Here is a 21,808-nt window from a genome sequence, read left to right on the forward strand (position 1 = left end):
CCCATCTGCCGGGACAGAAAGTGCAAGATCGACGGGCGCGGGGCGCGGGGCGCGGGGCGCGGGGCGCGGGGCGCGGGGCGCGGGGCGCGGGTCTGTTCTGCGGGTTGGGGTTGGTCGTGGCAAGGTGGTCGAAGGTCGCGTCGTGAGGCGGGGGGCGGGATGGACCGACAACTGGCCGCGCTGGCGAAGGCGCACGGGGTGTCCACCTGGTACGAGGACTGGCGGCACCGCCGCGTCGAGGTCGCACCGGAGACCGTGGTGGGCGTGCTCGGCCTGCTCGATGTGGACGCCACCAGCCCGGCGGCCATCGCCGACGGTCTCGCCGCCGCTCGCGCGGTCGACCGGAGCGCGTTGCCGGAGACGGTCGTGCTCACCCACGGCGCCACCCGGGCGCTGCCCGGCCCCGGGGTGGTGACCCTGGAGGACGGCGGCCGGCGCGCGGTCGACAGCGAGCTGCCCGGAGATCTGCCGCTGGGCTGGCACCAGCTGGCCTGCGCCGGCCGCGAGGTGACGCTTGTGGTGGTGCCCCGCCGGCTGCCCGCGCCGCCGCGCACCTGGGGTTGGCTGCTCCAGCTCTACGCGCTCACCTCGGACCGCTCGTGGGGCATGGGCGACCTCGGCGACCTCGCCGATTTCACCGGCTGGGCCGGTGCCACGGGTGCGGGCCTGGTGCTGCTCAACCCGCTGCACGCGGTCGGGCCCGCGCACCCGGTCGCCGCCTCGCCCTACTCGCCCGCCAGTCGACGCTTCGTCAACCCGCTCTACCTGCGAGTAAGCGACACTGCCGCGTTCCGGGCGGCGGACCCGGCGACCCGGGCCGTGGTCGACGCCCTGCGCCCCGACCGTGGTGACCTGATCGACTACGACGAGGTGTGGACGGCCAAGCGGCACGCCCTGGAGCTACTGCACCCGTACGCCCAGCCGGTCGACCTCGCCGCGGACCCGGCGCTGGCGAGCTTCGCCACCTGGTGCGCCCTGGCCGAGCGGCACGGCAACGACTGGCGGGCCTGGCCGGCGGAGCTGCACCACCCGGACGCCCCGGCGGTCGCCGAGCAGCGCCGCCAGCTCGCCGACCGGGTGGCCTTCCACGCATGGCTGCAACACCTCTGCGACGAGCAGCTCGACGCCGTCACGGCGGCGGCGCGCGCGGTCGGGATGCCGGTCGGCGTGGTGCACGACCTGGCCGTCGGCATCGACCCGGGCGGCGCCGACGGCTGGCAGCTCGCCGACGTGCTGGCCCAGGGCGTGCGGGTCGGGGCCCCACCCGACGACTTCAACCAGCTCGGCCAGGACTGGGGGCTCGCCGCCTGGCGCCCGGACCGGCTGGCCGCGACCGGCTATGCGGCGTACCGGGACATGCTGCGCCGGACCCTGCGGCACGCGGGCGGCCTGCGGGTCGACCACGTCGCCGGCCTGTGGCGGCTGTGGTGGGTGCCGCCGGGTGGTGGGGCCGCCGAGGGCACCTATGTCCGGTACGACGCCGAGGCGATGCTCGGCATCCTCGCGCTGGAGGCGCAGCGGGCCGGCGCGGTCGTGGTCGGTGAGGATCTCGGCACCGTCCAACCCGCGGTGACCCGAGGGCTGCGCGGGCGCAACATGCTCGGCTCGACGGTGCTGTGGTTCGCGCGCGACGCCGAGGGTGACTTCATCCCACCGGCCCGGTGGCCGCGCAACGCTCTCGCCACGATCTCCACCCACGACCTGCCGACCGCGCCGGGCTTCCTGACCGGCGAGCACGTGCGGGTACGCGACGACCTGAAGCTGCTCGACACCGACGTGGCGGTGGAGCGGGCCCGCGCCGTCGCCGACCGGGAGCGCCTGCTCGCGATGCTGCGGGCCGAGAGCCTGCTGCCCGACCCGGCGCCGTCCGCTGCGGCGCCGTCCGCTGCGGCGCTGCCCGGTCCGGCGCTGGCCGATGCGGCGCTGGCCGATGCGGCGCTGGCCGATGCGGCGCTGTCCGATAAGCCGCTGCCCGGTCCGGCGCTGTCCGATAAGGCGGTGCCCGGTCCGGCCGCGACACCCGATGCGGCGCTGCCCGACCTGGCGCTGCCCGACCCACCCGCGACACCCGACCCGGTATTGCCCGACCCGGCCGCGACACCCGATCCGGCGCTGGGCCGGCCGGCCGCGACATCACACGACGGCGAGGTGGTGGTGGCGATGCACGCCGCGCTCGCGGCGAGTCCGGCCCGGCTGCTCGGCGTCTCCCTCTACGACGTGCTGGGCGAGGTGCGCCAGCCCAACCTGCCGGGCACTGTCGACGAATATCCGAACTGGCGGTTGCCACTGCCGGCCACCGTGGCGCAGATCCGCGCCGACCCCCGCGTGGCCCGGGTCGTCCACCTGCTCAACACGGCGCGCCCACGATCGGGTGACGCGCGGCCGGCACGCCCACGATCGGGTGACGCCCGACCGGCGCGCCCGGCCGAGGACTGACGCTCAACCCGGCCGGACCGGGCCGGGCCGAACCCACCCGGCCGGGCCGGGCCGAACCCACCCGGCCGGGCCGGGCCGAACCCACCCGGCCGGGCCGAGCCGGAACCAACCGGCCGGACCAGGCCGGGCTGACCGGCCGGACTGGGTGGGCCGGCCCGCTGCCCGTCGCTCAGGCTGGCCAGTCGAAGCGGGGCGGCAGACCGAGGTAGTCGGCGTACCGCTGTAGTGCCTGCTCGACGCGGGTCCGCTCGTCGGCGGGCATCGGGGTGAGGGGCTGGATCGTGATGGTGACCACGGCCCGACCCACCTTGCGCTTCCACACGCCCACGACCCGGCCGGCGCGGACCACGGTGGCCTGGAAGATGCCGTTGTTGCCCGGCACCACGGCGGCCTGGTGCGCCGGGTCGAGCATCAGTGTGCGGTCGCGGTAGCCGAGCAGGTACTCGTCGAAGCCGGGCAGCACCAGCACGTCGTCCAGTGCGCCGTGCGGTGCGTCGGCCAGCGCCGCGTCGACGTACATCGGCTCGCCGTCGACCTGGACCGGGCTCAGCAGGTCGCCGGCGGCGGCCAGCCCGCGCCGGCCGTCGGTCAGGGTGAGGCCGGTCCAGCCGGCGAACTCGCGGTCGGTGACCGGCCCGTGCCCCCGGACGTAGCGGTGGGCGAGCAGGGCCAGCGCCTCGTCCCGTTCCAGCCGACGTTGCGCGGGGGCCCACTCGTCGAGCAGGGCGAAGGTCTGGTCGGTGCCGACGTTGGGTGCCACACAGGTCACCCCGCGCACGCTGGCGAACCAGAGCAGGTGGTAGCCGCGCTGACCGTCGGTGCCCAGCCCGGCGTCGCGCAGGGTGGCCAGGCACTCCGCGCGGGTGAGCCGGCCGCCGCCGGCCAACGCGGCGCCGAGGACGTCCACCGCCCGATCCGCGTCGGCCTCGGTCAGCCCGAGTTGTGCCCGGCGGGTCGCCGCGCCGGCAAGCGAGCGAACGCCGGTCAGCTCCAGCATCCAGCGGGCGTCGGCGGGCGGGACGAGGTGCACGGTGCCCCGCATCGGCCAGGTGCGGAGCGCCTCGCGCCGTTCCAGGGCCGCCTGCACGTCCAGGACGGTCCGGCCGGGCAGCCGCGCGCCCAGTGACCACAGCCCGCTGGCCAGGTCCTGTGCCTGCATCGCGCCGAACCACTCGACGACGTCGGCGACACCGGCGGGTCGGGTGCTCGGATGCGGGCGCAGCAGCAGGCTGGTCATCCGCAGCGCCAACGCGTCGGCCGCGCTGAGGTCGACAGGCATCGGGCGGTCCTCTCGTCGCTGGACGACCAGCCTAGAGCCGGCCACCGACACCGCCGCGGATCGGAGGCGTAACGGTGGTGGTCGGGGGAAAGCGGCTCGCCGGAAGTGCGCGCGCCGCGCGTACGGAAGGGACTCTCATGACTGCCGCAAGCGAGCCGGTACGGGGTGCCGGCGCACCGGCCGGATCCCGGAGCCATCGAGGGGACGCCCGCGCGAAGACGAGCGCCGCCGCGACCTTCGCCCTGGTGTTCGGGGTGGCCGGTTTCTTCAGCGTGTTGACGGCGATCCTCTTCTGGTTGGGGTTGGTGCTCGGCATCATCGGGATCATCCTCGGCATCATCGGTCTCCGGATGGCGCGCCGACCCGGGGTCACCGGCCGTGGCGTGTCGATCGGCGGCCTGGTGTTGAGCATCCTGGCCGTGCTGATCGGCCTCGGACTGGCCGCGGGTATCTCCACGTTCGTCAACAACGAGAACGCGGTGGACCGGCTCCAGACCCAGGTCGACAAGCTGCGCGACAAGCTCGACTGACGCCGGCCGGGTCGGCGGCACACGTGCCGGTCGCGGCCGGGACCCCAGTAGGGTGGGCGGCGTGCTCCGCCAGGTCACCGCGATCCGCTACGTCACCCCGCTGCGCGAGGGTGGGTCGCTGCCGGGCGTGGTCGAGGCCGACGACCTGGGCACGTACGTGGCGAAGTTCCGCGGCGCCGGGCAGGGGCCTAAGGCGCTGATCGCCGAGGTGATCTGCGGTGAGCTGGCCCGCCGTCTGGAGCTGCGGGTGCCCCCGCTGGTCGTGCTCGACATCGACCCGGTGATCGGGCGGGCCGAGCCCGACCAGGAGGTGCAGGAGCTGCTGCGCAACAGCGGCGGGGCCAACCTGGGGATGGACTTCCTGCCCGGGGCGCTGGGCTTCGACCCGCTCGCGCACCCCGTCGACCCGGTGCTGGCCTCCCGGGTGCTCTGGTTCGACGCGTACGTGGAGAACGTCGACAGGAGTTGGCGCAACCCCAACCTGCTGGTCTGGCACCGGGAGTTGTGGCTGATCGACCACGGGGCCGCGCTGTACTTCCACCACAACTGGCCGCGAGCCGGGGCGGCCGTGCACCGTGCCTACCGAGCTGACGACCACGTGCTTGCCCCGTACGCCTCCCGGCTGGCCGACGCCGACGCCGAGCTGGCCCCCCGGATCACCCCGGAGCTGCTCGGCGAGGTGTTGGCGCTGGTGCCGGGGGAGTGGCTGACCGCCGCCGACTTCGAGACGGCCGAGGCCGCTCGTGCCGCGTACCTGGACCACCTGTCCCGCCGGGTCGCCCGCACCGCCGACTGGCTGCCGCAGGGGAGCGCCGCATGAGGCAGCCCTTCGAGTACGCGCTGATCCGGCTGGTGCCGCGCATCGAGCGCGGCGAGCAGATAAACGTCGGGGTGTTGCTCTACTGCCAACAGCGTGACTTCCTGGCGGCGCGTACGCACCTGGACGCCGACCGGGTCCGCGCGCTGGCGCCGGACGTCGATCTGCCGGCGGTGGCCGCGGTGCTCTCCTCCTGGGACCGGACCTGCTCCGGTGACGGGCCGGCGACCCGGATGCGACTCGGTGAGCGGTTCCACTGGCTGGCCGCTCCGCGGAGCACGATGATCCAGACCGGGCCCGTGCACACCGGGCTCACCGCCGATCCGGCGGCCGAGTTGGAACGGCTGATGGCGGCCCTGGTCCGCTGAGCGGCGGCACCCGCGGCACCCCCTGATCGCGCTGCGCCAGCTCCGTTGCTGGCGGAGCGCGATCCCCCGTTCAGGTGCTCGGTGCGGGGCGACGGTTGGTTCCCGCCGGCACCGGTGACATCAGGATCGCCGTCCGTAGGGGCCGTGGGGCCGAAACAGTCGGGAAGTTGCGGAAAATTTGAGCCGGCGGTCCGGAACAGGGTCCGTGGACCCTGCCGTTAGAGGTCGCGCCCACCGGGTAGTCGCGGGAGCTGACCCGAGACGAGAAGGGGACATCTGATGGCTGCCCAGACCAAGGTAGCGGTGATCTACTACAGCGCCACCAGCATCACGTACCAGATGGCGCAGGCCGTCTGCGAGGCCGCCGGAGACGCGGGCGCCGACGTGCGCCTGCGCAAGGTCCGCGAGCTGGCGCCGGACGAGGCGATCCGCTCCAACTCCGGCTGGCAGGCACACCATCTGGAGACCCAGGACGTGCCCGAGGCGATGGTCGACGACCTGGCCTGGGCCGACGTGGTGATCATGGGTGCTCCGACCCGGTACGGCATGATCGCGGCCCAGTTGAAGCAGTTCATCGACACCACGGGTCCGCTGTGGGCACAGGGTGCGCTGGCCAACAAGGTCTACGCCGCCTTCACCTCGACGGCGACCGCGCACGGCGGGCAGGAGACCACGCTGACCTCGCTGTTCAACGTCTTCTACCACTGGGGTGGCGTCGTGGTCGCCCCCGGTTACACCGACACCAGCCAGTTCATCGCCGGCAACCCGTACGGCGCCTCGCACACGAGCAACAACGGGGAGATCGCCCCGGACGCCGTGGCGCTCGGGGCCTGCGCGCTCACCGCCCGACGTGCGGTGCTGCTCGGGACCGCGCTGAAGGCGGGCATGGCCGGCTGACGACGGCGGACGACCGGTGGCGCGGGCGGGGGCTCTCGGCCCGTCCACGCCACCGGTCGGCTTCAGCCGTACCCGGCGGCGGGACGGCTATGCGCGCCCGCCCGTGGCGGACAGCTCGTCGGCGCGCGGTGCCGGCAGCAGATCGGTCAGCAGCTCGGTCAGCACCGCGAGCCCGTCCGGGCTGAGCACCGACTCCGGGTGGAACTGCACCCCGGCGAAGCCGCGCCCCCGCAGGGCGTGCACCGCGCCGTCGCCCGCGTCGCGGGCCAGCTCCACCGGCCCGTACGCGCCGGTCACCCGGTCCGCGTCCGCGCGTGCCGTGAACGTCGAGTAGAACCCCACCCGGCGGGTCCGGCCGAACAGCGACACCTCCCGCTGCGTGCCCTGGTAGGGCGCCTCCCGGCGGTGCAGGGCCAGCCCCAGCAGCCCGGCCAGCACCTGATGGCCGAGGCAGACCGCGAGGGTGGGCCGCCCGGTCGCCAGCAGCTCGGTCAGCAGCTCCCGCAGCGCCACCATCTTCGGCTCGTCCCGGCTGCCCGGGTCGCCCGGCCCGGGACCGACCACCACCAGGTCGTACCCGTCGACGGGGCCTCCCGCGTGCCACGGCCGCAGGCTCACCGCGAGGCCCAGCGCGCCCAGTTGGTGGGCCAGCATCGCGGTGAAGGTGTCCTCGGCGTCCACGATCAACACCTGGCGGCCGACCAGACCGGGCAACCCGGCCGCGTTCGGTGCACGCTGGTCCAGCCAGAACCGCGCCAGTGGCGCGTTGCGCGCGGCCAGCGCGTCGCGTACCTCCGGGTCGTCGGCCAGCCGCGCGACCGGGCCGGCGCTGCCGGACGCCGCCGGCCCGAGACCGAGCGCGGCCAGCACGCCGGCGGCCTTGGCGTGCGTCTCCGCGACCTCGCCGGCCGCCGTCGAGTGCCGGACCAGGGTGGCGCCCACCGGCACCCGCAGGTGCCCGGCGGGGGAGATCTCGGCGGTCCGGATCAGGATCGGCGCGTCGAGCGTCTGCCGACCGGCCTCGTCGTGGCCGAGCAGCGCCAGCACACCCGCGTAGTAGCTCCGGCCGCGGCCCTCGTGTCGGGAGATCACCCGGCAGGCGTTCTCCATCGGGCTGCCGGTCACCGTCGGGGCGAACATCGTCTCGCGCAACACCTCCCGGACGTCGCGGGTGCCGCGCCCGGCCAGCAGGTACTCGGTGTGCGCCAGGTGCGACATCTCCTTCAGGTACGGGCCGATCACCTGACCGCCGTCCTCGGCGACGGTGGCCATCATCTTCAGTTCCTCGTCGAGCACCATGTACAGCTCCTCGACCTCTTTCGGGTCGGCGAGGAAGCGCAGCAGCGCCGCCCGGTCCGGGATACCACCGCCGGACCGGAAGGTGCCGCTGATCGGGTTCATCATGACCAGCCCGTCGTCGACGCTCACGTGCCGTTCCGGGCTGGCCCCGACGAGCGTCCGGGTGCCGGTGTGCACGACGAACGTCCAGTACGCGCCGCGTTCGGCGACCAGCAACCGGCGTAGCGCGGCCAGCGCGGCCACCAGCGGTCGGCCCTGCACGGTGGCGTGCAGGGTGCGGTGGATGACGAAGTTCGCGCCCTCGCCGCGGCCGATCTCCTCGGTGAGCACCCGCTGCACCGTCTCGGCGTACTCCTCGTCGGTGACGTCGAAGGCGGCGTCGGTGGTGCGGACCGGTTCGTCGGGCAGCGTGGCCAGGGCGTCGGCCAGCGCGATCCGCCGATGCTCGCGGACCCGGAGGCACTCCAGCGGAGCGCCGTCGTCGACGCAGGCGAAGCCGCGTTCGGTGATCTGGCGGTACGGCACCAGGGCCAGCGTCCGCGCCCCGGGCGTGCCCGGCGGCAGCGGGATGTCGGCCAGACGCTCGACGGTGTCGACGGGGCCGGTGAACAACTCCAGCTCGTCCGCGCCGTCGCGGCGCAGCAGCGCGAAGGGGCCCGGGTCGACGCCGCTGGTCACGGCGGTGAGCAGGTCGGTCAGGTGGGTCATCGAGGTCTCCGTGGGGCCGGGCGCCGCCGGTCGCGGCGGCCATCCGGGCCGGGGAGAACCGGCGGCCGCCTCGATGGCGGCCGCGTGGATGAAGCTACGCGCGGAGGGTGGCCGCCGGGTCGGCGGGCCACCAGCAGGTCGGATGCGCGAGCATGTGATCCACCCTACGCGCCCGGCGCCCGCCTGGCACCGGGTAACTTGACCGGCGATGAACATTCTCGCGCTCGATCTGGGTACCTCCTCGGTACGCGGGCTCGTGCTGGACTCCGACAGCCGTCCATTGCCCGGTGCCCTGGCCCGGCGCAAGGTCGACCTCGCCATCGGCGACGACGGCACCGGCACGCTGTCCGGCCCCGGCTACCTCGCCTGTCTGATCGAGTGCCTCGACGAGTTGGCCGACGCGGGGCACCTGCACGAGGTGGACCTGGTGGCGGTCTCCGCCCAGTGGCACTCGGTGCTCCCGCTCGACCGCGACGGCGCCCCGATCGGCCCGGTGGTCACCTGGCTGGACACCCGGCCCGCGCCGGTCGGCGGCACGGCCGGACCCGCCGACCCGGACGGCTTCCACCAGCGCACCGGCTGCTGGTGGCACCGCTCGTACTGGTCGATGCGGTTGCCCTGGCTGCGCGAGCAGTCCGGCAGCCCGATCGCCCGGTTCGTCGGCCTGCCCGAGTACGTGCTGGGCGAGCTGCTCGAGGACGCGCCCATGTCGGTGTCCCAGGCCTCCGGGACCGGCCTGCTGGACCTCCGCACCCTGCGCTGGGACGAGGAGGCGCTGACCCTGGCCGGCGCACGGCCAGGGGACCTGCCGGCCCTCGGCGGGTTGGACTGGCACGGCCGGCTCCGGGCCGACCTGGCCCGCCGATGGCCGCAGCTGGCGCAGGCCCGCTGGTCACCGCCGGTGGGCGACGGCGGGGCGTCGAACGTCGGCTCGGGCTGCGTCGACCCGAGCCGGGCCGCGGTCACCGTGGGCACCTCCGCGGCCGTACGGCTGATGCAGCGGATCCCGGCCGGCGAACCGATGCCCCGGCTCCCCGAGCGTCTGTGGCGCTACCGGGTCGACCACGACCACGTGGTCACCGGCGCGGCGTACGCCTGCGGCGGCAACCTGTTCGCCTGGGCGAACCGGGAGCTGCGGTTGCCGCAGGGCGCCGAGCTGGACGCGGCGCTGGCGCTGGTGCCGGTGGGCGGTGGCCGACCGGCCGACCCCCGCTTCGGTGGCGACCGGCCGCCCGGCCTGCTGCCGGCGGGCAGCGGACAGCTCCGCGACCTGAGCTTCAGCACCACCTCGGTGGACATCCTCGCCGGGCTGATGCAGGGGCTGTGTGAGCTGGTCGCCGAGGATCTCGCGGTGCTGGAGTCCACGATCGACAAACCGGTGGGTGTGGTGCTGGGCGGGGGCGCGGTGGCCGCCTCGGTGTGGTGGCGGCAGGCCTTCGCCGCCGCGCTGGCGCCGCGACCGGTGTCGCACCAGCGCAACCCGGAGATCGGTGCCACCGGCGCGGCGCTCGTGGCGTTGGGTCGGTTCGGAGACGCGATCGGGCTCGCCGACATCGGCCGGACGGACGAGCTGGTCTTGCCGACCACGGCAGGACGTTCCCACCCGCAGTATCCTTCCTGAACCTCCGCGTCGCCCGGGCCGTTGACAGAGCTCCCGAGCCTGGTTGGATGGACTGCGCTCCCCGGACCGCGGTGGACGCGGTAGGACCGAGGAGGCAGGGTGGCGGTGGGTTCCGGCCCGGCGAACGGCACGGTGTCGAACCACCGCCGACGCCGCTTCGACGTCCGAGTCGTACCGCATCGACGGCGGTCGCCGTTCCGGCTGCGGGACTGGCGGATGAGCACGAAGCTCGCGACCGTGCTGATGGTGCCGTCGATGGCGTTCCTGGTGCTCGCCGGGGTGCAGACCAGCGCGCTCGTGGGGCGGACGACGGCATTGAACGACTTCTCCCGCCAGGTCGGCATCGGCCGGCAGATCACCGCCGCGGTGCACCAGCTCCAGCAGGAGCGCGACCGCTCGGCGGGGGAGTTGGGTGACCGGCGCGGGGGCGGCGACCGGGACGACACGGTGACCAACCTGAAGCCGTTGCAGACGGCGACCGACCGGGCGATCGGGGACCTGCGTCGGGCCGCCGAGCCGCTCGCGGACGCCGACGCGTCCTGGCGGGTCGCCTTCTCCGAGGCGATGGAGGCGTACGACCAGGTTGTCGACATCCGGGCGGCGATCGCGCCGGCGGTGCTCAGCAGCGAGACGATCCTGAGCAACTACCACCGGGCGGTCGGCGCGATGCTCGACCTGCTGGCCGAGCCGAACCCCGGTCAGGACCAGCCCGCGTTGAACAACGCGGTCCTGCGCTACGTGCAGCTCGCCCGGGTCAAGGAGCTGTCCTCCCGGCTCCGCGCCCAGCTCTACGCCGCCTCCCGCGCGGGCGGGTACGGCACCGAGGACCGGGTGCTCCTCGCGGATCTGCGCGGCCAACAGTTGACCGCGCTCGGCGCGTTCCGGGTGGCCGCGACCGACGACCAGATCCGCCGCTACGACCAGACCACCGTGACTCCGGAGTTCGTGGTCGCCACGCGGCTGGAGGAACGCAGCCTGCCGGCCAGCGACGCGGCGCCGAAGGTGCTGCCGTCGGAGCAGTGGTGGGCGGCCAGCCAGCAGCGCCAGGACCTGTTGCGCCAGCTTGAGGCGGGGGTGCTCGACGACGCGGTCCGGCAGGCCGACGACGCCAGCAGCGGTCAGCTACGGGCCACCCTGCTCGTCGTCGGCGGAGTCGTGGTGGTCCTGCTGGTGGCCCTGCTGATCTCGTTGCTGATCGGGCGGTCGGTGGCCCGTTCGATGCGGTTGCTGCGGAGCCAGGCGTTGCGGATCGCGCAGGTCGAGCTGCCGGAGGCGCTGGACCGGCTGAAGACCGTCACCGGTGGGGTGCCCGGCATCGACGTCGCGCCGGCGGTGGTCCGTTCGCTCGACGAGATCGGCGAGCTGGCGGAGGCGTTCGTGGCGGTGCACCGCAGCGCCGTCACCGTCGCCGTCGAGCAGGCGCTCATGCGGCGCAACGTCAACGCGATGTTCGTCAACCTCGCCCGCCGCAGCCAGGTGCTCGTGGAACGGCAACTGGAGCTGCTGGACGACCTGGAGCGTGAGGAGAGCGACCCGGACCAGTTGGAGAACCTGTTCAAGCTCGACCACCTGGCCGCCCGCATGCGCCGCAACGACGAGAGTCTGCTGGTGCTCGCCGGCACCGATTCGACGCGGCGGTGGAACCGGCCGGTCGGCATCGGTTCGATGCTGCTGGCCGCCGCCGCGGAGATCGAGCAGTACCAGCGGGTCCGCATCGAGTCGGTGGCCGACGTGTATGTGGTCGGGCACGCCGTCGGCGAGCTGGTGCACCTGTTGGCCGAGTTGTTGGAGAACGCCACGGCCTTCTCCCGCCCGGACACCCTCGTGGTGGTGACCGCCAAGGTCGAGGCCACGACCACCCTGATCGAGATAGTCGACAGTGGTCTCGGCATGAGCACGACCGCCTTGGCCGAGGCGAACGCGGTGCTGGCCAGTCCCCCGGCCGCGGATGTGGCGGCGGTGGAGCGGATGGGTCTGTTCGTGGTCAGCCACCTGGCGGCCCGGCTGGGCGTCTCGGTACGCCTGCACGGGGGTCAGGACGGCCTGGTGGCTCGGCTCGTGCTGCCCGCCACGCTGTTGGCGCCGGCGGGCGCGGTGGAGCTGGATTCGCCCGCGCCGGCCCGGATGCTGGCGACGAGCGCCGCGCGGGGAATGGCCGCGCCGTCCGGGGGTGCCCGGGAGGCAGATGCGTCGGGGCCGGGCTTCGACGCCAGGGAGCTGCCGGTGGCCGGCCGGCGGCCGGGAGTGGCCGTGCCGCGTCCGGCCCGTCCGGTGCGCTCCGCGGATGTGTTGGCCCCGGCCGCCGCACCCGGCGGCGGCGCGGGCTGGTGGTCGCGACAGGGTCCGTCCGCGCCGGCGGTGCCCGTGGCGGCGATGCCGCCGGCCGTTCCGGTGACCGCCGGCACGAACGAGCGAGGGCTGCCGGTGCGGGTGCCGATGGCGCAGTTGAGCGCGGTCACCCGTACGGCGCAACCGACCTCGACGCCGAACCGCGTCGACCTGGACCCGGAAGCGGTCGGCGGCATGCTGTCCCGGCTCTACAGCGGGGTGCGGCGTGCCGAGGCCGAGGACACCACCGAGATACCCGTGCCACCGTCCGGGGGGCACGACGAAGGGGGACGACGACAGTGACGACGTTGAGCCAGGAGGCGCGTGACCTGAGCTGGCTGGTGAGCGCGTTCGCGGACCGGGTGCCGGGCGTGGCGCACGCGGTGGTGGTCTCCTCGGACGGCTTGTTGGTGGCGATCTCCGACCATCTGCCCCGCGACAACGCGGACAAGCTCGCGGCGGTGACCTCCGGCCTGATGAGCATCACGGCGGGCGCGGCCTCGATGTTCGACGGCGACATCGTCAAGCAGACCGTGGTCGAGATGGGCCGCGGCTACTTCCTGGTGATGCAGATCCGCGACGGTTCTATCCTGGCCACGCTGGCGGCCGGGGACGCGGACATCGGTGTCGTGGGTTACGAGATGGCCCGGCTGGCCAAGCAGGCGGGGGAGATGCTCACCCCGGCGCTGCGAGCGGAGTTGCAGCAGGCGCTGCCCCGCTGACCGGCCGGTCCGGAACCCGGACGGTCACCGGCTCACCCGAGCCGAGCCGTCCGGGCCCGGCATTCCGGGTGGCGGCCGGCTCAGAAGCCGCCGTCGGTGATGACGGAGCGGTACCAGGTGGCGCTGCTCTTGAGCACGCGCCGCTGGGTCGGGTAGTCCACGTAGACAAGGCCCCAGCGCTGGTCGTATCCCGCGTCCCACTCGAAGTTGTCAAGCAGCGACCAGACGTGGAAGCTCTCCAGCGGCACCCCGGCGGCGATGGCCCGGTGCACGGCGGTGAGGTGGTCGCGCAGGAAGCTGATCCGGCCCGCGTCGTGGACGGTGTCGTCCGCCGTCAGGGTGTCGGCTGTGGGCAGGCCGTTCTCGGTGATGGTGAGGGGGATCGGGCCGTAGTCGCGGGTGACCCGGGTCAGCAGGTCGTACATTCCCTCGGGGTAGATCTGCTGCCACTCGGCCTCGGTGGTCGCCCAGCGTCGCACCGTGCTGCCGTCGCCGGTGACGTAGATCGGTGTGTAGTACTGCACGGCGAGCAGGTCGATGGGCGCCGAGATGATCTTCAGGTCGCCGTCGCGGATGCCCCGGACCATCCGGCTCTGCGGGCCCAGGTCGGCCAGCAGGTCCTCCGGGTAGCTGCCCCGGAGCACGGAGTCGAGGTAGAGGCGGTTCTCGTAGCCGTCGTAGAGGTGGGCCGCGGCGGCCGCCTGGGCGGAGTCGTCGGCGGGGTAGCAGGGGTGCAGGTTGAGCGCGGGGCCGATCCGGCTGTCGCTGCCGCTGGCCCGGAGCGTGCCGACGGCCAGCCCGTGCGCGAGTTGCAGGTGGTGGGCGACCAGGTAGGCGGCGTCCGGGTCCTGTCGGCCGGGGGCGTGGTGGCCGGTGAGGTAGCCGTTCTGCACCACGGTCTTCGGTTCGTTGATGGTGAGCCACGCCGGCACCGAGTCGCCCAGGGCGCGGAAGACCACGTCGGCGTAGTCGGCGAAGCGGTGGGCGGTGTCGCGCGACTCCCAGCCGCCGGCGTCCTGCAGTGCCTGCGGGAGGTCCCAGTGGAACAGGGTGGCCATCGGGGCGATGCCGCGCTCGTGCAGGCCGTCGATGAGCCGGCGGTAGAAGTCGAGCCCGCGCTGGTTGGGCAGGCCGCTGCCGTCGGGCTGGATCCGTGGCCAGGAGATGGAGAAGCGGTAGCTGCGCAGCCCGAGGTCGCGCATGAGGTCGAGGTCCTCGGCGTACCGGTGGTAGTGGTCGGCGGCCACGTCGCCGGTGTCGCCGTTACGGGTGCTGCCCGGGACGCGGCTGAAGGTGTCCCAGACGGATTCGCCGCGCCCGTCCTCCTTGGCGGCGCCCTCGATCTGGTACGCCGAGGTGGCCGCACCCCAACCGAAGTTGTCGGGGAAGCGCAGTGGGCTGGCGGGCCCGGTAGGTATCGACATGGATTCTCCTCGTGGATACGGGGCCACCGCCGAGATTCGGGAGCGCTCCCAGAATAGGCCAGGGGCGGCCGGCCCGGTCAGCTGACCGTCATGGCGGCCGGCGATGGCGGGTCGAGGCGGTTGGGGGCCCCGGACAGCGAACAAGGCCGCCGGGCGGCGCGGCGCGCCTGTCCCGTCGGCCTCTTTTCCCATCGTGTACGGGGGTTTAGTGTGGGGACGGGGGAGGGCAACCCCCGTCCCCACCGTAACTGCACACACACGGGCGAGATTTGGGTCCTGCCGTGCGTGTCGCGCGGGAGCCGGGCCACGCGAGTGGCTCTGGTTCCACCTCCCTCCGTAAGGCGGGACGATGGCTGACGACGGCGTCCGGGCTGGCCCGTCGTCGGCCCTCGGGCTGGTTCGCCAGGCCCGTCAGAAACGACCCTAGCGATCTTCTTGTTGGAACCTTGTCGATGGAAGCGCTCCCATCGACCGATGTTGCGACTGTAACGCCCGTCACGGCTTTGTGAAAGACCCAAAACGAGATCGAAACAACGAGCTGAACGAGTGGCGTCTGCGCTTGTTGTGGGAGCGCTTCCATGGCAGACTGTCGATTCAACGCGACAGGAGCCACATCGCGTGAGCGCGGGTTCACCGAGGGCAGCCGGCAGCACGATCCCGGTCACGGTCACCCGATCGCAGCCGGCGGGACCCCCTCCCGTGCGGGCCGCACACCGCCCTACCCCGGCCGGGCCCGGGGAAAAACCACCTTCCCGGCGCCTCGAATCTCCCGCGGACCACCACCCTCGCGGGCAGGCGCCTTCGCCGGGGACCGTCCCGGCCTGGTCCGAGGAGACACCGCGCACATGAGACAACTGGCAAGACGCCGTCGCGTGGCGATCATCGCTGCCGTCGCGCTCGCCGCCGGCGGGGTGACCCTGCCCGCCGGCGCCGCACAGGCCGCGCCCGCCTGCGACGTGGTCTACGCGACCAACGACTGGAACAACGGCTTCACCGCCAACGTGACGATCAAGAACCTGGGCGATCCGATCAGCAACTGGACGCTCAAGTGGACCTTCCCGAACAGCGGCCAGCGGGTCGTTCAGGGTTGGTCGGCCAAATACAGCCAGACCGGCAGCGACGTCACCGTGACCAACGAGTCGTACAACGGCAACCTCGCCGCCGGCGCCTCCACCACGATCGGCTTCAACGGCGCCCACTCGGGCAGCAACCCGAAGCCCACCTCGTTCACGCTCAACGGCACCCCGTGCAACGGCACCCCGGCGAACCGGCCGCCGACGGTCTCCCTCGGCGTGCCGAGCGGGCCGTTCACCGCGCCGGCCGACGTGCCGCTGACCGCCACCGCCAGTGACCCGGACGGGACGATCAGCAAGGTCGAGTTCTACCGCAACGGCCTGCTGATCAACACCGACACCTCCGCGCCGTACGCGTACACGCAGGAGGACCTGCCGGCCGGCAGCTACACCGTGCAGGCCAAGGCGTACGACAACGCCAACGGCATCGGGGTCGACGAGAAGGCGTTCACCGTCGGCGCCCCCAGCGGCCCGACGCTCGTCGCCACCCCGTCCGCGGTGAGCGTCAGTGAGGGTGGCACCTCCACCTTCAACCTGAAGCTCAGCGCCGCGCCGACGGCCAACGTGCCGGTCACCCTCACCCCCAGCGGCGACGCCGACGTCACGGTCTCGCCGACCACCGCCACGCTGACCCCGAGCAACTGGAACACCGGGGTCACCGTCACGGTCGCCGCGGCGGAGGACACCGACACCCTGGGCGGCGCCGCCACCATCACCGCCGCCGCCACCGGTCTCGCCTCGCTGGCGGTCACCGCCACCGAGATCGACAACGACACCCCCGGTGGCGACAACACCTACATCGCGAAGTTCCTCGAGCAGTACGGCAAGATCAAGAACTCGGGCTACTTCAGCCCCGAGGGCGTGCCGTACCACTCGGTGGAGACGCTCATCGTCGAGGCGCCCGACCACGGGCACGAGACGACCTCCGAGGCGTTCAGCTTCTGGCTCTGGCTGGAGGCGAACTACGGGCGCGTCACCCAGAACTGGGCGCCGTTCAACAACGCCTGGACGGTGATGGAGAAGTACATCATCCCGACGCACGCCGACCAGCCGACCGCCGGCTCCGCGGGCACCCCGCAGTACGCCGCGGAGTACAACCTGCCCAGCCAGTACCCTTCGGCGCTGAACCCGAACATCTCGGTCGGGCAGGACCCGCTCCGCTCGGAGCTGCAGTCGACCTACGGCACCGGTGACATCTACGGCATGCACTGGCTGATGGACGTCGACAACACCTACGGCTTCGGTCACTGCGGCGACGGCACCACCAAGCCGGCCTACATCAACACCTTCCAGCGGGGCACCCAGGAGTCGGTGTGGGAGACCGTCCCGCAGCCCTCCTGCGACACCTTCAAGCACGGCGGTCAGTACGGCTACCTCGACCTGTTCGTCAAGGACACCGGCGCCCCCGCCAAGCAGTGGAAGTACACGAACGCCCCGGACGCCGACGCCCGCGCCGTGCAGGCCGCGTACTGGGCGCTGACCTGGGCCAAGGCGCAGAACAAGCAGGCCGACGTCGCGGCCACCATCGCGAAGGCCGCCAAGATGGGCGACTACCTGCGGTACTCGATGTTCGACAAGTACTTCAAGAAGATCGGCAACTGCGTCGGGGCCAGTACCTGCCCCGCCGGCAGCGGCAAGGACTCTGCGCACTACCTGCTCTCCTGGTACTACGCCTGGGGCGGTGCGTACGACACCAGCCAGAACTGGTCCTGGCGGATCGGCTCCAGCCACAACCACTTCGGCTACCAGAACCCGTTCGCGGCCTGGGCGCTGACGAACACCCCGGAGCTCAAGCCGCAGTCGCCGACCGCGACCGCGGACTGGACCAAGAGCCTCGAACGGCAGCTGGAGTTCTACACCTGGCTCCAGTCCGCCGAGGGCGGCATCGCCGGTGGCGCCACCAACAGCTGGGACGGCAGTTACGCCCAGCCGCCGGCCGGCACCAGCACCTTCTACGGCATGTTCTACGACGTCGACCCGGTCTACAACGACCCGCCGTCGAACCAGTGGTTCGGTATGCAGGCCTGGTCGATGCAGCGCATCGCCGAGCTGTACCTGCAGACCGGTAACGCGAAGGCCAAGGCGCTGCTGGACAAGTGGGTGCCGTGGGCGATCGCCAACACCACCCTCGGCACCAACTGGTCGATCCCGTCGGACCTGGCGTGGACCGGCCAGCCGACCACCTGGAACCCGTCCAGCCCGCAGCCCAACACCGGCCTACACGTCGAGGTCACGGTGAAGGGCCAGGACGTCGGCGTCGCCGGCGCCTACGCCCGGACCCTGATCGCGTACGCGGCCAAGTCGGGCAACGTGGCGGCCAAGGACACGGCGAAGGGGCTGCTCGACGCGCTCTCCGCCGCGGCCGACGCCAAGGGTGTCTCCACCACCGAGAAGCGTGGCGACTACCGGCGCTTCGACGACACCTACAACGCGTCCACCGGGCAGGGCCTCTACGTCCCGCCGGGCTGGACCGGGAAGATGCCGAACGGCGACGCCATCGCCGCCGGCAAGAGCTTCCTCGACATCCGGTCCTTCTACAAGAACGACCCGGACTGGCCCAAGGTGCAGGCGTACCTGGACGGTGGCCCGGAGCCGAGCTTCAACTACCACCGGTTCTGGGCACAGGCTGACATCGCCATGGCGTACGCCGACTACGGCAGCCTGTTCCCGAACGGCTGACGACGACCCGGGGTGGGTGGCGTGGACCGCCCACCCCGGGATCCGGCCGGGGTCCGGGGAACGACGGACTCCGGCCGGCGGGACGGCCTGACACCCACGGTCAGGCCGGGGTGGGCCGGCCATCTGGCCGACGCAGCGGATCGGCTGGCCCACCCCACCGCCCGGACTGGAGCCAACCGCGAAAAAGCCCAGAAATTCGGGCCGTCACGGGATCACGCCGAGGTCCGGAACGGAGTAACGTACGTCACCGGAGAGGCCGCTCCCCCCGTGGCGGCCTCTCCACTTTTTTGCCCGCAGCGCCCCTGGTCGGCCCTGGTTCAGCCCGGCGGCGCCGGCGGCTCCGCACCGACCGGATGACGCAGACCGGGGTGCCCGGCCGGCAACGACCGCCGCAGCACCACCCAGCTCACTGCCAGCGCCGCGGCGACCAGCGGCCAGGTCAACGCCACCCGGGCCACCACCAGCGCGAGCACCTGCCCACCCAGGTACAGCGGCACGAACACCGCCAGCCGCACCAGGTAGGTCGCCGTCCACACCCAACTCGCCCGGCCGTACCCGCGCAGCAGCGCCCGGTCGCGCCGCCACCGGGTGCGCTGGCCCAGCACCCCACCGACCAACACACCCAGCAGCGGCCAGCGCACCACGATGCTGACCGCCCAGGCGAGAGCGCTGGCGGCGTTGGACAGCACCTGAATGAGGAAGAAGTCCTCGGCCCGGCCGGTGCGCACCGCGATCAGCGCCGCGACGCAGACGGCCAGCAGACCGACAAGCACCGACCGCGGCCGGTCACCCCGGCGCAGCCGTACGCCGGCCACCGTCGCGCCCACGGCCAGCGCCGCGCCGATCCCACCCCACAGCGACTCGCCGCCCAGCAGCCAGCCCGCCGCGAACGCGAGCGGCGGCAGGGTGGCGTCGACGGCCCCGCCCCGCCCGCCCAACAGGTCCGCGAGCGACTCGGCGCGCGCCCGCCCGTCGGGGCCCCGGTCGGGGCTCACCCGCTGGTCCAGACCGGGTGCGGCCTGGCCATCGCCGTGCTCGGGTGTTCCGCCCATCGCCGCCTCCTCGCTCTGGCACAACCTAACCGTCGGCGGGCGGCGGGCCACCGGTCGGCAGTCCGACACCTGCCGCTACGGTGTGCGGATGCGCGCGACGGCACGGGGTTGGACCGCGGTCTGGTTGGTCGTTCTGGCCCTTGTCCAGACGGCCGCTTTCCTCGCCGTGTGGCGGGTGGCCCTGCACACCGAGATCGGCCAGTGGGTGGACACCGTCGCCCTCACCGGCAACCGGATCGGGCAGGACACCATCGAGGGCCCCGTCGACCGGATCCTCAACGCGATGTCGGTGGTCTCCCTGCTCGCCGCCACCGCGATGATCGGGTTCATCGCGCTGATCCGCGGACGGATCGCCCTGGCGATCACCGCGACGCTCCTGATCGCCGGGGCGAACGTCTCGACCCAACTGCTGAAGTACGGGCTGAACCGGCCCGACTACGGCGTCGACCCGGAGCGCGCCGGGGTGGGCAACAGCCTGCCCAGCGGGCACACCACGGTGGCCGCGGCGGTGGCTGTCGCGCTGGTGCTCGTGTTGCCGGCCAAGGTGCGGGCGGTCGGTGCCGTCCTCGCCGCGGCCTATGCCGCCACCGCAGGCGTCGCCACCCTCTCCGCCGGCTGGCACCGACCCAGCGACGCGATCGCCGCGTACCTGGTGGTGGGTGTGTGGGCGGCACTGGCCGGGCTGGTCCTGCTGATCACCCAGCGGGAGCAGGCCGAGGTCGCTCCCGGCGACGCGCACCGTACGGTCGCGCTGGTGCTCGGGGGGGCCGGGGTGCTCGCCCTGGTCGCCTGCGGGCTGTGCCTCACCTGGCTGGTCGGCCTGCGCGACACCGGCCCGGACGAGTTGAGCCGCCAACCCCTGTTCGTCGCGTACGCGGGCAGCGCCACCGGGATCGCCGGCACGATGGCGGTGGTGATGGCGTTGGTGCTCACCGTCGTGCACCGGCTGGTGCCCAGGGTCAAGGGCTGAGCGGACCGATGGACCCGGTCGGCAGGGCGTTCGCCGCGGAGTGCGCGCGGCTCACCGAGATCCTCGCCGAGCTTGTCGACGCCGACCTGGACCGGCCCACCAACTGTCCACCGTGGACGGTCCGGGAGCTGGTCGCGCACGTGCGCACCGGAGTCGGCCGGCTGACCGACATGCTCGCCGCGCCGGCCCCGCCCCGCGCCGAGGTCGACGCCGCCGGTTATTTCGGCCTGGCGAAGTTCACCCCGACTGTCGACGCCGACCGGATCGCCGGAGCCCGCCGCGACGCGTCGCCGGCAGACCGGGCGGCGTTGGCGACCGAGTTCGAGCGCGCCTGGCGGGCCACCGACGCCGCGGTCGCCGCCGCGCCGCCCGATCGCGTCGTCCGGACCCGGCACGGCGACGCGATGGGCGTCACCGAGTTCCTGCGGACCCGGGTCGTCGAGGTGGGCGTGCACGGTCTGGACCTGGCCGCCGCGCTGGGCCGCCCGCCCTGGCTCACCCCACCGGCGGCCGAGGTGATCGCGGACCTGCTCACCGGGGGCCGACCGGCGCCCGCCGGGTTGCGCTGGGACCGGCTGACCCTGATCCGCAAGACCACCGGACGGGCGGCGCTGACCGCCCCGGAGCGGTCCGCGATCGACGCCGCCGACTTCCGCTGGCTCACCTTCGGCCGCTGACCCGCCCACCCGGGGGCATCGGTCACCGTTCGTGCGGTGACGGTCAGCTCGCGGCGCGGGGTGCGGGGACGTGCGGGGCGACGCCGCGCAGGTGGGTCAGCACCACCGGGTCGATCCGCCCCGGCACCAGCCGCTCCTCCAGGTTCTCCAGCCCCGCCCAGGAGACCAACGCCGCCTCCGTGCCGCCGTCGGCCACCGGATGGCCCAGCGCGGCGAGCAACGCCGCCACCTCGTCGGCGACCGCGCCGCTCAGGTCGAGCAGGGTGGCCGGGTCGGGCCGGCTGAACAGCATGGTGTGCACGGCGAGCAGCCGACCCAGCTCGGCGACCGGGTCCGGGTGATCGTCCACCCGAAGGTCGACGAGCACGTCGCTGGTGCCGCCGTACCCGCCGCCGCGCTCGACCACCAGCAGCCCGGCGCTCTGCCGACCCCGCCGGTCGCCGCCGGCCTCGTCGCCGGCTCGCAACGCGGCGACCAGCCGCTCGGCGAACGGCAGCGCCGACCCGGCCAGCCAGGCGTCGCCAAGCGCGTCGACGACCTCCGGGCCGGTGAGCACGTTGCCCTGTGCGGCCCAGCCGTCGCCGGTCCGCCCACCCGCCCACGGGTGGCAGGCCGGCCCGGTCCAGGTGGCGCCCGGTCCCTCGACGCCCACCACGCCGAGCTGGCGGTGCTCCCGCTCGGGGTCGGCGGCGACCAGCCCGGCCACCACGTCGGCCGCAGCCACCCCGGTACGCAGCAGGGTGAGGCCCTGCGGACGGTACGCGAGGTTGACGTGCGCCTGGGTGGCAAGCGCGCCGACCTCGGCGGCGGCAGCCGGCACCAGCGCCCCGGCGGCGAGGAACTTGCTGGCGACGACGACGCCGTGCAGGCGGGCGTCGGTGGAGCGGGCGACGAGCGAGAAGGTCACCCGCCGAGCCTAGACGGGCGT

Annotated in this window: 16 protein-coding genes; 11 read left to right on the forward strand and 5 right to left on the reverse strand. The window is 73.3% G+C overall.

Annotated features, from left to right (window positions below; translation table 11 throughout):
* The first annotated feature begins 159 nt into the window (after positions 1–159).
* Entirely contained in the window at positions 160–2,436 is a 2,277-nt protein-coding gene (gene malQ / locus ACPXBU_RS25360) for a 4-alpha-glucanotransferase (protein ID WP_425759928.1), read from the forward strand.
* Positions 2,437–2,605: 169 nt separating this feature from the next.
* On the opposite strand, the gene ACPXBU_RS25365 is transcribed toward malQ, so the two are convergent.
* Positions 2,606–3,715 carry a winged helix DNA-binding domain-containing protein gene (locus ACPXBU_RS25365; protein ID WP_425759929.1) on the reverse strand — a complete coding sequence of 370 codons (1,110 nt, stop codon included), beginning with the start codon at positions 3,713–3,715 and terminating at the stop codon, positions 2,606–2,608.
* Between the two features lie 137 nt (positions 3,716–3,852).
* Here ACPXBU_RS25365 and ACPXBU_RS25370 point away from each other — a divergent pair, with 137 nt between their 5' ends.
* The 4 genes from ACPXBU_RS25370 (at position 3,853) to wrbA (ending at position 6,327) form a co-directional block, all read left to right on the forward strand.
* Positions 3,853–4,245 (forward strand): hypothetical protein, encoded by a 393-nt coding sequence (locus ACPXBU_RS25370; RefSeq protein WP_393362594.1) that lies wholly within the window; start codon positions 3,853–3,855, stop codon positions 4,243–4,245.
* 61 nt (positions 4,246–4,306) lie between these two features.
* Entirely contained in the window at positions 4,307–5,065 is a 759-nt protein-coding gene (locus tag ACPXBU_RS25375) for a HipA family kinase (RefSeq protein ID WP_425759930.1), read from the forward strand.
* Positions 5,062–5,430, forward strand: coding sequence for a DUF3037 domain-containing protein (locus tag ACPXBU_RS25380; protein WP_393362588.1), 369 nt, complete (start codon positions 5,062–5,064; stop codon positions 5,428–5,430). Before ACPXBU_RS25375 ends, ACPXBU_RS25380 begins: the two co-directional genes overlap by 4 nt.
* A 279-nt stretch (positions 5,431–5,709) precedes the next feature.
* A complete protein-coding gene (gene wrbA, locus ACPXBU_RS25385; protein ID WP_393362585.1) occupies positions 5,710–6,327 on the forward strand; it encodes an NAD(P)H:quinone oxidoreductase in 618 nt (205 codons plus the stop codon).
* 87 nt (positions 6,328–6,414) lie between these two features.
* Here wrbA and ACPXBU_RS25390 read toward each other — a convergent pair whose 3' ends face one another.
* Positions 6,415–8,334 (reverse strand): anthranilate synthase family protein, encoded by a 1,920-nt coding sequence (locus ACPXBU_RS25390; protein WP_425759932.1) that lies wholly within the window; start codon positions 8,332–8,334, stop codon positions 6,415–6,417.
* A gap of 208 nt (positions 8,335–8,542) precedes the next feature.
* Between ACPXBU_RS25390 and ACPXBU_RS25395 the strand changes: the two genes are divergently transcribed.
* The 3 genes from ACPXBU_RS25395 (at position 8,543) to ACPXBU_RS25405 (ending at position 13,005) form a co-directional block, all read left to right on the forward strand.
* On the forward strand, positions 8,543–9,955 hold the full coding sequence (locus ACPXBU_RS25395; protein WP_425759933.1) for an FGGY family carbohydrate kinase: 1,413 nt from the start codon (positions 8,543–8,545) through the stop codon (positions 9,953–9,955).
* Between the two features lie 99 nt (positions 9,956–10,054).
* Complete coding sequence (locus ACPXBU_RS25400) at positions 10,055–12,586, forward strand: sensor histidine kinase (RefSeq protein WP_393362578.1); 2,532 nt, start codon at positions 10,055–10,057, stop codon at positions 12,584–12,586.
* Positions 12,583–13,005, forward strand: a complete 423-nt coding sequence (locus ACPXBU_RS25405) for a roadblock/LC7 domain-containing protein (protein ID WP_425759934.1) — start codon at positions 12,583–12,585, stop codon at positions 13,003–13,005. The genes ACPXBU_RS25400 and ACPXBU_RS25405 overlap by 4 nt, the downstream gene beginning before the upstream one ends.
* 80 nt (positions 13,006–13,085) lie before the next feature.
* Here the strand turns inward: ACPXBU_RS25405 and ACPXBU_RS25410 are convergent, their stop codons facing one another.
* On the reverse strand, positions 13,086–14,429 hold the full coding sequence (locus ACPXBU_RS25410) for a GH1 family beta-glucosidase (protein WP_393362575.1): 1,344 nt from the start codon (positions 14,427–14,429) through the stop codon (positions 13,086–13,088).
* Positions 14,430–15,274: 845 nt separating this feature from the next.
* On the opposite strand from ACPXBU_RS25410, the gene ACPXBU_RS25415 reads away from it, so the two are divergent.
* Entirely contained in the window at positions 15,275–18,181 is a 2,907-nt protein-coding gene (locus ACPXBU_RS25415; protein WP_393362572.1) for a glycoside hydrolase family 48 protein, read from the forward strand.
* A 317-nt stretch (positions 18,182–18,498) separates the two neighbouring features.
* Here ACPXBU_RS25415 and ACPXBU_RS25420 read toward each other — a convergent pair whose 3' ends face one another.
* On the reverse strand, positions 18,499–19,233 hold the full coding sequence (locus ACPXBU_RS25420) for a DUF3159 domain-containing protein (protein ID WP_425759935.1): 735 nt from the start codon (positions 19,231–19,233) through the stop codon (positions 18,499–18,501).
* Positions 19,234–19,315: 82 nt separating this feature from the next.
* Between ACPXBU_RS25420 and ACPXBU_RS25425 the strand changes: the two genes are divergently transcribed.
* Positions 19,316–20,203, forward strand: coding sequence for a phosphatase PAP2 family protein (locus ACPXBU_RS25425; RefSeq protein WP_393362566.1), 888 nt, complete (start codon positions 19,316–19,318; stop codon positions 20,201–20,203).
* A gap of 8 nt (positions 20,204–20,211) precedes the next feature.
* Positions 20,212–20,880: a maleylpyruvate isomerase N-terminal domain-containing protein gene (locus tag ACPXBU_RS25430; RefSeq protein ID WP_425759936.1), complete on the forward strand. Its 669-nt coding sequence runs from the start codon at positions 20,212–20,214 to the stop codon at positions 20,878–20,880.
* 43 nt (positions 20,881–20,923) lie between these two features.
* On the opposite strand, the gene ACPXBU_RS25435 is transcribed toward ACPXBU_RS25430, so the two are convergent.
* Positions 20,924–21,787 (reverse strand): DUF1028 domain-containing protein, encoded by an 864-nt coding sequence (locus ACPXBU_RS25435; protein WP_425759937.1) that lies wholly within the window; start codon positions 21,785–21,787, stop codon positions 20,924–20,926.
* Between the last annotated feature and the right edge of the window lie 21 nt (positions 21,788–21,808).

The organism is Micromonospora sp. DT231 (assembly GCF_049847025.1).
Taxonomy (GTDB): Bacteria; Actinomycetota; Actinomycetes; order Mycobacteriales; family Micromonosporaceae; genus Micromonospora.

Bases quoted from the DNA above. Each gene is read 5' to 3' on its own strand.
- malQ (WP_425759928.1), top strand. From the start codon at position 160: ATGGACCGACAACTGGCCGCGCTGGCGAAGGCGCACGGGGTGTCCACC.
- ACPXBU_RS25365 (WP_425759929.1), bottom strand. From the start codon at position 3,715: ATGCCTGTCGACCTCAGCGCGGCCGACGCGTTGGCGCTGCGGATGACC.
- ACPXBU_RS25370 (WP_393362594.1), top strand. From the start codon at position 3,853: ATGACTGCCGCAAGCGAGCCGGTACGGGGTGCCGGCGCACCGGCCGGA.
- ACPXBU_RS25380 (WP_393362588.1), top strand. From the start codon at position 5,062: ATGAGGCAGCCCTTCGAGTACGCGCTGATCCGGCTGGTGCCGCGCATC.
- wrbA (WP_393362585.1), top strand. From the start codon at position 5,710: ATGGCTGCCCAGACCAAGGTAGCGGTGATCTACTACAGCGCCACCAGC.
- ACPXBU_RS25390 (WP_425759932.1), bottom strand. From the start codon at position 8,334: ATGACCCACCTGACCGACCTGCTCACCGCCGTGACCAGCGGCGTCGAC.
- ACPXBU_RS25395 (WP_425759933.1), top strand. From the start codon at position 8,543: ATGAACATTCTCGCGCTCGATCTGGGTACCTCCTCGGTACGCGGGCTC.
- ACPXBU_RS25410 (WP_393362575.1), bottom strand. From the start codon at position 14,429: ATGTCGATACCTACCGGGCCCGCCAGCCCACTGCGCTTCCCCGACAAC.
- ACPXBU_RS25415 (WP_393362572.1), top strand. From the start codon at position 15,275: ATGAGACAACTGGCAAGACGCCGTCGCGTGGCGATCATCGCTGCCGTC.
- ACPXBU_RS25420 (WP_425759935.1), bottom strand. From the start codon at position 19,233: ATGGGCGGAACACCCGAGCACGGCGATGGCCAGGCCGCACCCGGTCTG.
- ACPXBU_RS25430 (WP_425759936.1), top strand. From the start codon at position 20,212: ATGGACCCGGTCGGCAGGGCGTTCGCCGCGGAGTGCGCGCGGCTCACC.